The sequence below is a fragment of the Pseudomonas sp. C8002 genome, assembly GCF_013385765.1.
GTDB lineage: Bacteria > Pseudomonadota > Gammaproteobacteria > Pseudomonadales > Pseudomonadaceae > Aquipseudomonas.
This window is the reverse complement of the sequence record NZ_JACAPJ010000005.1, coordinates 444,424-457,193: the sequence shown is the minus strand read 5'-3', so window position 1 is coordinate 457,193 and position 12,770 is coordinate 444,424. Positions and strand designations below refer to the sequence as shown.

13 protein-coding genes are annotated in these 12,770 nt (G+C 62.3%); 5 read left to right on the top strand and 8 right to left on the bottom strand.

Translation table 11 applies throughout. From position 1 onward, the window contains the following. Window positions 1-14 precede the first annotated feature (14 nt). The 5 genes from HX814_RS08750 (at window position 15) to HX814_RS08730 (ending at window position 3,912) form a co-directional block, all read left to right on the top strand. The gene (locus HX814_RS08750) at window positions 15-935 is read left to right on the top strand and encodes an SPFH domain-containing protein (protein ID WP_003213925.1); all 921 of its coding nucleotides are present in this window, start codon (window positions 15-17) and stop codon (window positions 933-935) included. Between the two features lie 10 nt (window positions 936-945). Then, complete coding sequence (locus HX814_RS08745) at window positions 946-1,392, top strand: NfeD family protein (RefSeq protein WP_008438897.1); 447 nt, start codon at window positions 946-948, stop codon at window positions 1,390-1,392. A 69-nt stretch (window positions 1,393-1,461) separates the two neighbouring features. After that, the gene (locus HX814_RS08740) at window positions 1,462-1,779 is read left to right on the top strand and encodes a DUF2388 domain-containing protein (protein ID WP_008438896.1); all 318 of its coding nucleotides are present in this window, start codon (window positions 1,462-1,464) and stop codon (window positions 1,777-1,779) included. A gap of 160 nt (window positions 1,780-1,939) precedes the next feature. Beyond that, on the top strand, window positions 1,940-2,611 hold the full coding sequence (locus HX814_RS08735) for an outer membrane protein (RefSeq protein ID WP_087693280.1): 672 nt from the start codon (window positions 1,940-1,942) through the stop codon (window positions 2,609-2,611). A gap of 158 nt (window positions 2,612-2,769) precedes the next feature. Then, window positions 2,770-3,912 (top strand): DegT/DnrJ/EryC1/StrS aminotransferase family protein, encoded by a 1,143-nt coding sequence (locus HX814_RS08730; protein WP_177009076.1) that lies wholly within the window; start codon window positions 2,770-2,772, stop codon window positions 3,910-3,912. A gap of 39 nt (window positions 3,913-3,951) precedes the next feature. Here HX814_RS08730 and gcvH read toward each other — a convergent pair whose 3' ends face one another. From gcvH to pepP, 8 genes are all read right to left on the bottom strand, one after another. Then, entirely contained in the window at window positions 3,952-4,335 is a 384-nt protein-coding gene (gene gcvH, locus HX814_RS08725) for a glycine cleavage system protein GcvH (protein WP_087693282.1), read from the bottom strand. Between the two features lie 51 nt (window positions 4,336-4,386). Then, window positions 4,387-5,469, bottom strand: a complete 1,083-nt coding sequence (gene gcvT, locus HX814_RS08720; RefSeq protein ID WP_003213938.1) for a glycine cleavage system aminomethyltransferase GcvT — start codon at window positions 5,467-5,469, stop codon at window positions 4,387-4,389. A gap of 156 nt (window positions 5,470-5,625) precedes the next feature. Beyond that, window positions 5,626-7,242 (bottom strand): iron ABC transporter permease, encoded by a 1,617-nt coding sequence (locus tag HX814_RS08715; protein WP_003213940.1) that lies wholly within the window; start codon window positions 7,240-7,242, stop codon window positions 5,626-5,628. Between the two features lie 197 nt (window positions 7,243-7,439). Continuing rightward, window positions 7,440-8,444 carry an extracellular solute-binding protein gene (locus HX814_RS08710; RefSeq protein ID WP_008438892.1) on the bottom strand — a complete coding sequence of 335 codons (1,005 nt, stop codon included), beginning with the start codon at window positions 8,442-8,444 and terminating at the stop codon, window positions 7,440-7,442. Window positions 8,445-8,539: 95 nt separating this feature from the next. Further along, window positions 8,540-9,757 carry a 2-octaprenyl-3-methyl-6-methoxy-1,4-benzoquinol hydroxylase gene (locus HX814_RS08705; RefSeq protein WP_177009124.1) on the bottom strand — a complete coding sequence of 406 codons (1,218 nt, stop codon included), beginning with the start codon at window positions 9,755-9,757 and terminating at the stop codon, window positions 8,540-8,542. 9 nt (window positions 9,758-9,766) lie between these two features. After that, the gene (locus HX814_RS08700) at window positions 9,767-10,252 is read right to left on the bottom strand and encodes a DUF4442 domain-containing protein (protein ID WP_003213946.1); all 486 of its coding nucleotides are present in this window, start codon (window positions 10,250-10,252) and stop codon (window positions 9,767-9,769) included. After that, window positions 10,245-11,432 (bottom strand): 2-octaprenyl-6-methoxyphenyl hydroxylase, encoded by a 1,188-nt coding sequence (ubiH, locus tag HX814_RS08695; RefSeq protein WP_177015410.1) that lies wholly within the window; start codon window positions 11,430-11,432, stop codon window positions 10,245-10,247. The genes HX814_RS08700 and ubiH overlap by 8 nt, the downstream gene beginning before the upstream one ends. Beyond that, window positions 11,429-12,751: a Xaa-Pro aminopeptidase gene (gene pepP, locus HX814_RS08690; protein ID WP_102370134.1), complete on the bottom strand. Its 1,323-nt coding sequence runs from the start codon at window positions 12,749-12,751 to the stop codon at window positions 11,429-11,431. Before pepP ends, ubiH begins: the two co-directional genes overlap by 4 nt. Window positions 12,752-12,770 lie beyond the last annotated feature (19 nt).

Sequence of the window (12,770 nt, the reverse complement as noted above, 5' to 3'; positions counted from 1 at the left end):
GACAAGGAATCGTTATGCAGATCGGAACCGTACTGCTTCTTTTTGTAGGCTTGGCCGTCGCCATCCTTTTCATGGGTTTCAAGGTGGTCCCGCAGGGTTACCAGTGGACAGTCGAGCGCTTCGGCCGCTACACCAACACCCTCAAGCCCGGCCTGAACATCATCATTCCGGTCATGGACCGCATCGGTCGCAAGATCAACGTGATGGAAAGCGTGCTGGATATCCCACCCCAGGAAGTCATCACCGCTGACAACGCCACGGTGCAGATCGACGCCGTGTGCTTCTTCCAGGTGGTCAATACCGCCCAGGCTGCCTACGAGGTGAACAACCTCGAACACGCCATCCGCAACCTGTTGCAAACCAACATCCGTACCGTGCTCGGCTCCATGGAGCTGGATGCGATGCTCAGCCAGCGTGACGGCATCAACGAAAAACTGCTGCGCACCGTCGACGAAGCCACCGCACCGTGGGGCATCAAGATCACCCGGATCGAGATCAAGGACATCAGCCCGCCTGCCGACCTGATGGCCGCCATGTCCGGCCAGATGAAGGCCGAGCGGATCAAGCGTGCGCAGATCCTCGAGGCCGAAGGCCTGCGAGCCTCCGCGATCCTGACCGCCGAAGGCAAGAAGCAGGCGCAGATCCTGGAGGCCGAAGGTGGTCGTCAGGCCGCCTTCCTGGAATCCGAAGCCCGCGAACGTCAGGCCGAGGCCGAAGCCCGCGCCACTCAAGTGGTATCGGAAGCCATCGCCACCGGTAACGTGCAGGCCATCAACTACTTCGTCGCCCAGAAATACATCGACGCACTGGGCAAGCTGGCCTCGGCCAACAACAGCAAGGTGATCCTGATGCCGCTGGAAGCCAGCCAGGTGATTGGCGCAGTCGGCGGCATCGGCGAAATCGTCAAGGCAACCTTCGACAACAAGAAAGCCTGAGGCACGCACCATGTGGGAATTCCTGCAGCACCTGTCGTTTTGGGACTGGCTGGCACTGGGCACGGTGCTGTTGATCCTTGAAGTGTTCGGTGCCGGTGGTTATCTGCTGTGGATGGGCATCGCCGCGGCAGCCGTGGGCGTGATCAAGTTCCTGGTGCCGAGCCTGGGGCTGGAGTGGCAACTGCTGCTGTTCGCAGTGCTGTCGATCCTCACGGCGGTGTACTGGTGGCGACGCCAGCGCAGCAGCGCCAAGGTCAGCGACCAGCCGGGGCTGAACATGCGCGGCTCCGAGTTGATCGGTCGCACCTTTGTGGTGCATCAGGCCATCGTCGAGGGCCGTGGCAAGATCAAGGTGGGTGACGGTGTGTGGATGGCATCCGGGCCGGACGCGCCGGCTGGGGCACACGTACGTGTCATTGGTCAGGAAGGCGTGATTTTGCAGGTTGAAACTGTTTAGTCATCCATGGAACTCGGCTGGGCTATCTACAATCAAACTGTTCAGATAACCCAGTCGGAGTCACCCATCATGCGTCTAAAATATGCTGTCGCAACCCTCGCTGTGCTTTCCCTTCCTGTCGGTTCAGCCATGGCCGACAGCTTCTGGCGTAATGTCATCTCATCGGGTGCCACGACCGGCTCGACGTACCTGACCTTCAAGGACCACAAAATGGTAGTCGCCGCCCAGGACGACGCCGGTAGCTTCGTCGCCAGTGACGGCAACATCCGTGGCCCATACCTGGAAGCTGCGATGCAGAAAGTCCGCGCCGATAACCCTGGCCTCAAGGCCACGGATATGGACCTGGCGAACGCAATCCTGGCAAAAAACGCCATTGCTTCCGAGTAATACCGCCGCATAAAAAATGCCGTTCCTCGAGAGCGGCATTTTTTTGCCCTGATTTCCTACGCCAGACGCTGGCGATTCCGCATCTGAACAGGAAAAGTCCTGTCGAGTTGCAGGCGCGCCCGGCAACAAGCTATCGATTCCCTTCAGACTGAGTGAATCGATGACCATGCAAAAACTCTCCTACGCCCTGCTGCTCGCCGCGGTTGCCACGCCTTATGCCCAGGCAGAAAGCTGGTACGGGTCGGCAAAGCTCAACAGCGCCCGGCAGAATCTCTCAAGCTCACTGCTGACCAGCCCACGCGTAACCCACCGGGTAGAAGCCCCCGACAGCAGCAAGACGTTCACCGGCTCATTCGCCGTGGGCTATGCCTTTGCCGATGGCTGGCGCCTGGAGGGGGAATACACGATGCCCAGCCACTCGACCTTCAAATCCCATTGGGCACCGTTCAATGCCAACGTCAACAGCCTGCGCACCGACAGCCAGCGCCTGATGCTCAACGGTTATAAAAACATCCCGATGAATGAATGGCTGTCGTTCTACGGTATGGCGGGAGTCGGCGTGGCCCAGGTTGACGCCGAGGGTTACCAGACCAACGACACCCGCCGTTTCGCCAGCAATCGCCAATACAACTTCGCCTACAGCGTTGGCCTGGGGCTGGATGCCAAGGTCAGCGAAACCCTGACCCTGGGTACCGGCTGGCGTTACGTGGACATGGGCGGGATCGAGACCGGCTACAACACGTTCGCCAATCGGATAAACGCCCGGGACGAACAGCTCAAAGGCAAGCTCAAAGAGCAGAACGTGTTTCTTGAGGCACGCGTTGCCTTCTGACACCGATGCTGAAATGCCGCTCCCGAGGCGGCATTTTTTGTTTCAGGCGGGACGATTCATTCACAGACGACAGGCTATATTCAGTCGAGCCGTGCAACCATGCCCGGCATTGATATGCTTTTTTCTCATCGCCTTCTGAAACGGATGCCTTCAACGTCATGAGCCAACTGCCCTTTCTGCCGTTCTCCAAGCCCACCATTGATGAAGCCACCATCTCGGCGGTAGGCGACGTACTGCGCTCCGGCTGGATCACCAGCGGGCCGAAAGTGCAGGCGTTCGAGGCGCAGTTGTCGGAATATTTTGGGGGGCGCCCGGTGCGTACCTTCAACTCGGGCACCTGCACCATGGAGATTGCCTTGCGCATCGCCGGTATCGGGCCTGGTGACGAAGTCATCACCACCCCGATTTCGTGGGTAGCCACGGCCAACGTGATTCTGGAAGTCGGTGCCACGCCGGTGTTCGCCGACATCGACCCGGTGACCCGCAATATCGACCTGGCCCAGGTGGAAGCCGCGATCACACCGCGCACCAAGGCAATCATCCCGGTATACCTGGCGGGCCTGCCGTTGGACATGCCATTGCTCTACGCGCTGGCCAACAAGTACAACCTGCGCATCGTCGAAGATGCAGCCCAGGCCCTGGGTTCCAGCTGGGATGGCCAACGCATTGGCGCTACCGGCGATTTCGTATCGTTCAGCTTCCAGGCGAACAAGAACATCACCTCGTCCGAAGGCGGCTGCCTGGTATTGAACAACGCTGAAGAAGCGCGCCTGGCGGAAAAATATCGCCTGCAGGGCGTGACCCGCACCGGCTTCGATGGCCTGGACGTGGATGTGTTGGGCGGCAAGTTCAACATGACCGACATCGCAGCCGCCATCGGCCTGGGCCAGTTTGCCCATATCGAGAAGATCACTGCCCATCGCCAGGAACTGGCACGGCACTATTTCGAATGCTTCGGCAGTGATTTTGAAGCGCAGTACGGTGCGCAATTGCCACCGGCAGACCTCGAAAACAGCAACTGGCACCTGTTCCAGCTGGTACTGCCGGAGCGCCAGGACGGCCTGCCCGCACGCGCCACGTTCATGGAGCAGATGCAGGCCCATGGCGTCGGCATTGGCTATCACTACCCGCCGATCCACCTGCTGAGCTTGTACAAGGCACAGGGATTCAAGGAAGGCATGTTCCCGGTAGCGGAAAAAGTGGGGCGTTTGATTGTGTCGTTGCCGATGTTCACGGCGATGACGAAGGCGGACGTAGAGCGTTCGGTAGCGGCGGTAAAAGCAGTATTGAAACGCGGATAAAACCTTTGCGGGAGCCGATTGCCGGCTCCCGCAGCGGGATCACTCGCCGATGGCAGCCTTGTAGCCGGCAGCGTCCAGCAATTTTTTCAGTTCATCCGGGTTGCTTGGCTTGAGCTTGAAGATCCAGGCGCCGTAAGGGTCGGAGTTCAACAGCTCTGGCTCACCGCTCAAGGCGTCGTTCACCGCGATCACTTCGCCAGCAATTGGCGAGTAGATATCCGAAGCGGCTTTCACCGATTCAACCACGCCGGCCTGGTCAGCCGCCTTGAACACGTTGCCGACTTCGGTCAACTCAACGAACACTACATCCCCCAATGCTTCCTGGGCATGGTCCGAGATCCCGACGGTCACGGTGCCGTCAGCTTCCAGACGGGCCCATTCGTGACTTTCGGCAAAACGCAGGTCGGCAGGGATATCGCTCATAGTCTGTGTCCTCAAGGAAAAATGTCAGCGGCCATTGGCCCGCCGGAAAAGTTAGATCAATGTTTTGCCATGGCGCACGAACGTCGGTTTGACCACCCGAACCGGGTACCACTTGCCGCGGATTTCCACCTCGGCCCGGTCAGCAGTCGCCGACGGCACACGCGCCAGGGCAATGGATTTGCTTAGCGTAGGAGAGAAACTACCACTGGTGATCTCTCCTTCGCCAACATTGGCGATACGAACCACCTGGTGAGCGCGTAAAACCCCGCGCTCTTCCAGCACCAGGCCGACCAGCTTGGACTTCACACCCGCAGCCTTTTCGGCTTCCAGGGCGGCGCGACCGATGAAATCGCGCTCGGCCGGCTCCCAGGCGATGCTCCAGGCCATGTTGGCTGCCAGGGGCGAGACGTCCTGGTGAATATCCTGACCGTAAAGGTTCATGCCGGCCTCGAGGCGCAGCGTGTCGCGGGCGCCGAGGCCGATGGGCGAAATGCCTGCGCCTACCAGGTCGTTGAAGAACGCCGGGGCCTGATCGGCCGGCAGGACAATTTCAAGACCGTCTTCGCCGGTGTAACCGGTGCGCGCGATAAACCAGTCGCCGTCAGCCAGGCCTTCAAAGGGCTTGAGCTGATGGATCAGGGTGGCGCGGGACTGGGTCACCAGTTCAGCGATCTTTTGCCGGGCATGGGGGCCTTGAATGGCGAGCATGGCCAATTCGGGCCGCTCGCGGAGCTGGGCCTGATAGCTGCCGAGCCGAGCCTGCATCCAGGCCATGTCCTGGTCACGGGTGGCGGCGTTGACCACCAGCCGGTAACCGCCCTCGGTACGGTAGACGATCATGTCGTCCACCACGCCGCCCTGCTCGTTGAGCATGGCGCTGTATAACGCGCGGCCGCAGCCGTGCAATCGGTCAACATCATTGGCCAGCAAATGCTGGAGCCATTCCTTGGCCTGGGGGCCTGTGATATCGATCACGGTCATATGGGATACATCAAACACCCCGCAGTCGCGTCGCACCTGATGGTGCTCCTCAACCTGCGAGCCGTAGTGCAAAGGCATATCCCAACCGCCAAAATCGACCATTTTCGCGCCAAGGGCGAGATGCAGGTCATACAGAGGCGTGCGCTGTCCCATGGGTTTCTCCTTCCGGGCGTGGCGAAGGTGCGGACGGTCGCCGTTCGGGCCACACGCCTTGAAATACAAGGCCTGTAGCCGCGTTCAGCAACCCGATCTGAAAGATCGACCGCACCGAATGCCGCGCATTGTAGCCTCAAGCCGTAGGACTGGCACCTAACCGATTCGTCGCGCCGAACGTCGGATCAACCCGATGACCGGTAACAGCCCCACCAATACCAGGGTCAGGGCCGGCAGCGAAGCCCGCGCCCACTCCCCTTCGCTGGTCATCTCGAAAATCCGCACCGCCAGCGTGTCCCAGCCGAACGGGCGCATCAGCAGGGTCGCCGGCATTTCCTTGAGCACATCGACAAACACCAGCAGCGCCGCGCTCAGGGTGCCCGGCAGCAAAAGTGGCAGATACACTTTGCAAAACAGTCGCGGCCCGCTGACCCCAAGACTGCGGGCGGCTTCCGGCAAGGATGGACGGATTCGCGCCAGGCTGTTTTCCAGCGGCCCGTAGGCCACCGCAATGAAGCGCACCAGATACGCCAGCAGCAAGGCCGACAAACTGCCCAGTAACAGCGGTTTGCCGGCGCCCCCCAGCCAGCCGGAGACCGGGATCACCAGTTCACGATCCAGGTAGCTGAACGCCAACATGATCGACACCGCCAGCACCGAGCCCGGCAGCGCGTAACCCACGTTGGCCAGGCTGATGCCGGAGCGGATGGCGCGGGTGGGCGCCAGGCGATGGGCGAACGCCAGCACCAGGGCCACGCTGACGGTGATCAGGGCAGCCATACCGCCCAGGTAGAGGGTATGGACGATCAAACCGGCGTAGCGCTCGTCCAGGTCGAAACGGCCACGCTGCCAGAACCAGGCCACCAGTTGCAGCATCGGGATCACGAACGCGCAGGCGAACACCAATCCGCACCAACCGCTGGCCAACGCCGCCTTGAACCCGCGCAGATGGTAAAGCGCCTTGCCGCGAGGTCGCTCGTTGCTCGGCCGGCTGGCGCCCCGGGCACGGCGTTCGCCGTACAGCACCAGCATCACCACCAACAGCAACAGGCTGGCCAGTTGCGCGGCACTGGAGAGGCTGAAAAAGCCGTACCAGGTCTTGTAGATGGCGGTGGTAAAGGTGTCGAAGTTGAACACCGAGACGGCACCGAAATCCGCCAGGGTTTCCATCAGCGCGAGGGCCACGCCCGCACCGATGGCGGGACGCGCCATGGGCAGGGCCACCCGCCAGAACGCTTGCCACGGCGACTGCCCCAAGACACGCGCCGCTTCCATCAGGCCTTTGCCCTGGGCGAGGAACGCGGTGCGTGCCAGCAGATAAACATAGGGGTAGAACACCAGCACCAGCACGATGATCACACCGCTGGTCGAGCGCACACGCGGCAGGCGCAAGCCTGTACCAAACCATTCGCGCAGCAGGGTTTGCACCGGGCCGGAGAAGTCCAGCAGGCCGACGAAGACGAAGGCGAGCACATAGGCGGGAATCGCGAAGGGCAGCATCAACGCCCAGTCCAGCCAGCGCCGGCCGGGGAATTCGCAGAGGCTGGTCAGCCAGGCCAGGCTGACGCCCAGCAGCGTGACGCCCACACCGACGCCCAGCACCAGGGTCAAGGTGTTGCCCAGCAGGCGTGGCATCTGGGTTTCCCACAGGTGGGACCAGATCTGGTGGTCGATGGTCTGCCACGACAGCAACAGCACGCTCAACGGCAGCAGCACCAGGGCGGCGACGGTGAAGACCGGCAGGTACCAGCGGCGTTGGGCGGGATGGGCCAAAGGTTAATTCTCAGAGAATGAATAGCTTGAAGCCAGCGCTAACCAATGTGGGAGCGGGCTTGCGTGGGAGCGGGCTTGCTCGCGAAAGCGGCGTGTCAGTCAACGCATATGTGACTGATACACCCTCTTCGCGAGCAAGCCCGCTCCCACACAAGCCCGCCCCCACATTTAGATCGGCGGCGCCTTGCAAATTGTATCTAGTTCCAGCCAGCGCGATCCATTAAGCGAATCGCCTCAGCCTGACGCTTGCCCGCCACTTCCACCGGCAATGTGTCAGCTACAAACTTGCCCCAGGTCGCCACTTCCGCCGACGGCGGCACCGCCGGGTTGGCCGGGAATTCCTGGTTCACATCCGCAAAGATCTTCTGCGCTTCCGGCGTGGTCATCCACTCCACCAGCGCCTTGGCTGCTTCCGGGTGCGGTGCATGCTTGGTCAGGCCGATGCCCGACAGGTTGACGTGCACCCCGCGGTCGCCCTGGTTCGGCCAGAACAACTTCACCGCCAGGTCCGGCTTCTGCTTGTGCAGGCGGCCGTAGTAGTAGGTGTTCACGATGCCCACGTCACACTGCCCGGCGTTGATCGCTTCCAGCACGGCAATGTCATCGGAGAACACGTCGGTGGACAGGTTGTTGACCCAGCCCTTGACGATTTCTTCGGTCTTGGCCGCGCCGTGGGTTTCGATCAGGGTGGCGGTCAGCGACTGGTTGTAGACCTTCTTCGCGGTGCGCAGGCACAGGCGGCCTTCCCACTGCTTGTCGGCCAGGGCTTCGTAGGTGGTCAGGTCGCCCGGTTTCACGCGATCGGTGGAGTAGGCGATGGTCCGCGCTCGCAGGCTCAGGCCGGTCCAGGCATGGGCCGAAGAACGGTATTGAAGGGGAATATTCTTGTCGATCACCGCAGAGGTGAACGGCTGCAGGATGCCCATCTGCTCGGCCTGCCAGAGGTTGCCGGCGTCGACGGTGAGCAGCAGGTCGGCGGTGGCGTTTTCACCTTCGGCCTTGATGCGCTGCATCAGCGGCGCTTCCTTGTCGGTGATGAACTTCACCTGCACGCCGGTCTTCTTGGTGTAGGCGTCGAACACCGGCTTGATCAGTTCGTCGATGCGCGAGGAGTAGACCACGACCTCATCGGCCGCCTGCACGGTGGTGCTGCCGATAAGAGTGAGTGCCAGGGCAGTCAGGAGGCGCTTGGGTGCCAGCATGGGTGCGGTCTCTCATTTGCAAAAAGAGCGCAAATGATAAAGACTCACATTTGGTAACGCTCAACGGAGCCGTTACCAGATGTTGCACAGCACCCTCAGGCCTTGGCCAGCGCCGGCAAATCCCCGGTCAAACCCAATGCCTGACGCACAAACAACGCCTTGGCCTCCGGCATCTGCTCAACCACCTTCAGCCCTGCATTACGCAGCCAGCGCAACGGCAGTTGATCGGCCTGGAACAACCGCTCAAAGCCTTCCATCGCCGCCATCAGCGCCAGGTTGTGGGGCATGCGCCGACGCTCGTAACGGCTGAGCACCTTCACATCCGCCAGGCGCTCGCCGCGCTCGTTGGCCGCCAGCAGCACCTCGGCGAGCACCGCCGCATCGAGGAAGCCCAGGTTCACGCCCTGCCCCGCCAGCGGATGAATGACGTGGGCCGCGTCGCCAATCAATGCCAGGCCTTCGGCCACGTAACGTTTGGCGTGGCGCTGACGCAACGGCACGCACAGCCGTGGATCGGCGCTTATCACGCTGCCCAGGCGGCCTTCGAAGGCATTTTCCAGTTCACGGCAGAAGCTTTCATCGTCCAGCGCCATCAAGCGCTCGGACTCACTCGGGGTGGTCGACCAGACGATCGAACACCAGTCTTCCTGCCCGTCCCGCACCAGCGGCAGGAATGCCAGCGGGCCATTGTCGGTAAAACGCTGCCAGGCCGTCTTTTGATGCACCTGGCTGCTGCGCACACTGGTGACGATGGCGTTGTGCAAATAATCCCACTCACGGGTAGCAGTGCCGGTCAGGCGACGTACTGCCGAGTTGGCACCGTCCGCCGCGACCACCAGTGGCGCGCGCAAGGTGCGGCCATCGGCGAGGGTCAGCAGCCAGTCATCGCCGGAGCGGCGCATCTGTTCCAGGCGCGCATTGGCCAGCAGGCCGAGGTCGCAGTCGTGCAGGCGGTCGAGCAAGGCGTCCTGGACCACACGGTTTTCGACGATATGCCCCAGCACCTCGGCATGCACGCTGGCCGCCGAGAAGTGGATCTGCCCGGTGCCGCTGCCGTCCCACACCTGCATCTCGCCGTACGGGCTGGCACGTCGCTCGACAATCCCGTCCCACACGCCAAGGCGCTCGAGGATACGCTGGCTGGCGGCCGACAAGGCGCTCACCCGCGGTTCGAACGCAGCATGAGGGTCGAACGGCTTGACACTCAGCGGGCTGCCGTCGAGCAGCAGCACCTGCAGGCCACTGCCCTGCAACGCCAGCGCCAGGGCGCTTCCGACCATTCCGGCCCCGACAATCAGCACATCTGCGCGCATGTCCATGCTTTAAGCCTGTCTCGATTGCAGCTTGCGCCGCACGTAAAGGGTTTTGTCGACCCGCGCCACCAGGGTGCCGGAGCCGTCATGAATCTGTACCTTGAGCTGCGGTAAATACTTGTCGCCGCTGGCGGTGTGCTGGCGAATCTCGTCCAGCAACGCCTGGTCGATGGAAAATTCGGCGAACACCGGGCCTTTGCCCGGCGAGATAAAGTCGATAGCGGCAGCCTTGTCCCAGACAATGTAGTCGCGGCCCAGGTTCTCCATCAGCATCAGCATGTAGAACGGGTCGACCATCGAATACAGGCTGCCGCCAAACTGCGTGCCGACGTAGTTGCGGTTGTACCAGCCCAGGCCCATGCGCACCTTGACCTCGCGGAAATCGCTGCCGATGTGCAACACCCGAACTCCGGCCCCGAGGTACGGCGGGTACAGAGTCATGATCCAGCGCAACAGCCGCGCCTTGCCCAGGCGTCGGGTCAGCCACTCACGCATCGGGACGGGTACCCAGGCCCATGGCCTGGCGCGCGAACCAGCGCTTGGCCGGCGGCAGCAAGTCGAGGCCCAGCAAGCCCATGTTGCGGCCCAGCGCGACCAACGGTTGCGCACTGCCAAACAGGCGGGTGACCTGATCGGAGAAGCCGACGGTGAGCTTCTGGTCCATGCGCTGACGCTCGCGGTACGCCTGCAGTGTCGCCAGGTCGCCCGGAATCACCGGCCCGGCCAGCAGCGCCTCGGCCAACGCGTAGGCATCCCGCAGGGACAGGTTGAAGCCCTGACCGGCAATCGGGTGCAGGCTGTGGGCGGCATTGCCAAGTACGGCCAGATGAGAGCGCACTTGTTCTTCCGCTTCCACGAGCGTCAGCGGGTACAGGTGGCGCGCACCGACTTGCTTGAGGGTGCCCAGGCGGTAGCCGAACACGCCCTGCAGTTCACTCAGGAAGCTGCGTTCGTCCAGCTCGGCCAGGCGCTTGGCGTCCATGCCGATGCGGGTCCAGACCAGCGCGCAGCGGTTGTCCGGCAACGGCAGCAAGGCCACCGGGCCTTCGTCGGTGAACCGCTCGAACGCCTCGCCGTTGTGGGCCTCGCTTGGGGTGATGTTGGCGATCAGGGCGCTCTGGTTGTACGGCCGCTTTTTAACGCCGATGCCCAGTTGCTCGCGCAAACCTGAGCGACCGCCATCGGCCAGCACCGCGAGGTCGCACTCCAGCACGGTTTCGTCATTGAGGGTCAGGCGGTAGCCATCGGCAAGCGGCTCCATGCGCGTAACTTCCGCCGGGCAACGCCAACTGACCACGTCCTTGTCCAGCCCTTGCCACAGGCATTGGCCCAGCCAGGCGTTTTCCACCACGTAGCCAAGCGCCGGCACGCCCTCTTCCATGGCCGACAGGCGCGCGGTAGAGAAGCGGCCACGGTCCGACACATGAATCTGTTTGATCGGCTCGGCGCGGCGAGAGATTTCCTGCCACACGCCCAACCGTTGATAGATCTGCCGCGCGCCAAAGGACAGCGCTGAAGAACGCGCGTCATAGCTCGGCTGGTAGCTGTCGCCGGGGGCAAACGGCTCGATCAGCACGATCTTCCAGCCCCGGGCCTTGGCTCCGGCCTGCAAGGCCAATGCGAGGCTGGCACCCACCAGGCCGCCGCCGATAATCGCCAGGTTGACCCGGCTCATCGGGCGCTCGCCATCAATGCTTCGATCTCGGCGACGGACTTGGGCACGCCACCGGTCAGAATTTCACAGCCTTGCTTGGTCACCACCACGTCGTCCTCGATGCGTACGCCAATGCCACGCCATTTCTTCGCCACGTTCTGGTTGTCCGGCGAGATGTAAATCCCCGGCTCCACGGTCAGTGCCATGCCGACTTCCAGCACCCGCCACTCGCCGCCGACCTTGTATTCGCCGACATCGTGCACATCCATCCCCAGCCAGTGGCCGGCGCGGTGCATGTAGAAGGCTTTATAGGCTTCACTGGCGATCAGTTCGTCGACATCACCCTGCAACAATCCCAGCTTCACCAGCCCGGCAGTGATCACTTGCACCGTCGCCTCGTGGGCCTGGTTCCAATGCTTGTTCGGGGCGATTTCAGCAAAGGCGGCCTCCTGGGAAGCCAGCACGATTTCATAAATCGCCTTCTGCTCGGCGGAAAACTTGCCGCTCACCGGCCAGGTGCGGGTGATGTCGCTGGCGTAGCAGTCGATCTCGCAGCCGGCGTCGATCAGCACCAGATCGCCATCCTTGAGCACCGCGTCATTCTGCTGGTAGTGCAGGATGCAGCTGTTGCGCCCCGAGGCGACGATGGAACCATAGGCCGGCATCTTCGCCCCGCCCTTGCGAAACTCGTAATCGAGCTCCGCTTCCAGGCTGAACTCATGCAACCCGGCGCGGCTGGCCTGCATCGCCCGTACATGGGCCGCGCAGGAAATCCGTGCCGCCTCGCGCATCACCTTCACTTCTGCCGCCGATTTATACAGGCGCATGTCATGAAGCAGATGATCCAGGGCAACAAATTCGTTCGGTGGCTGGGCGCCGAGGTGCGCTTTAGAGCGGATCACGTTGATCCACTCCATCAGGTGCCGGTCGAATTCGGCATTGCTGCCCATGGCCGAATACACCCGGTCGCGGCCTTCGATCAGGCCGGGCAGGATGTCGTCGATATCGGTAATCGGGAAGGCGTCATCGGCGCCAAAATCGCGAATCGCGCCTTCGGTGCCCGCTCGCAGGCCGTCCCACAGTTCGCGCTCGGCATTGCGTTCGCGGCAGAACAGCACGTACTCGCCGTGCTGGCGGCCGGGCATCAGCACAATCACCGCTTCCGGTTCGGGGAAGCCGCTCAAGTACTGGAAGTCGCTGTCCTGGCGGTAGACGTGCTCGACGTCACGGTTGCGGATGGCTACCGCGGCCGCCGGCAGGATGGCGATGCTGTTGGGTTCCATCTGCGCCATGAGCGCCTTGCGGCGCCGGGTGTATTCCGCTTTGGGGATATGGATCATGGGCAGAAGGGCTTCCTTT

What these genes read in the sequence shown, in the direction of transcription:
- pepP (WP_102370134.1), bottom strand. Translation starts at nt 12,751, where the DNA reads ATGATCCATATCCCCAAAGCGGAATACACCCGGCGCCGCAAGGCGCTC.
- HX814_RS08710 (WP_008438892.1), bottom strand. Translation starts at nt 8,444, where the DNA reads ATGCTGGCACCCAAGCGCCTCCTGACTGCCCTGGCACTCACTCTTATC.
- gcvH (WP_087693282.1), bottom strand. Translation starts at nt 4,335, where the DNA reads ATGAGCGATATCCCTGCCGACCTGCGTTTTGCCGAAAGTCACGAATGG.
- gcvT (WP_003213938.1), bottom strand. Translation starts at nt 5,469, where the DNA reads ATGGGACAGCGCACGCCTCTGTATGACCTGCATCTCGCCCTTGGCGCG.
- HX814_RS08740 (WP_008438896.1), top strand. Translation starts at nt 1,462, where the DNA reads ATGCGTCTAAAATATGCTGTCGCAACCCTCGCTGTGCTTTCCCTTCCT.
- HX814_RS08750 (WP_003213925.1), top strand. Translation starts at nt 15, where the DNA reads ATGCAGATCGGAACCGTACTGCTTCTTTTTGTAGGCTTGGCCGTCGCC.
- HX814_RS08745 (WP_008438897.1), top strand. Translation starts at nt 946, where the DNA reads ATGTGGGAATTCCTGCAGCACCTGTCGTTTTGGGACTGGCTGGCACTG.
- HX814_RS08730 (WP_177009076.1), top strand. Translation starts at nt 2,770, where the DNA reads ATGAGCCAACTGCCCTTTCTGCCGTTCTCCAAGCCCACCATTGATGAA.
- ubiH (WP_177015410.1), bottom strand. Translation starts at nt 11,432, where the DNA reads ATGAGCCGGGTCAACCTGGCGATTATCGGCGGCGGCCTGGTGGGTGCC.
- HX814_RS08700 (WP_003213946.1), bottom strand. Translation starts at nt 10,252, where the DNA reads ATGCGTGAGTGGCTGACCCGACGCCTGGGCAAGGCGCGGCTGTTGCGC.
- HX814_RS08705 (WP_177009124.1), bottom strand. Translation starts at nt 9,757, where the DNA reads ATGCGCGCAGATGTGCTGATTGTCGGGGCCGGAATGGTCGGAAGCGCC.
- HX814_RS08735 (WP_087693280.1), top strand. Translation starts at nt 1,940, where the DNA reads ATGACCATGCAAAAACTCTCCTACGCCCTGCTGCTCGCCGCGGTTGCC.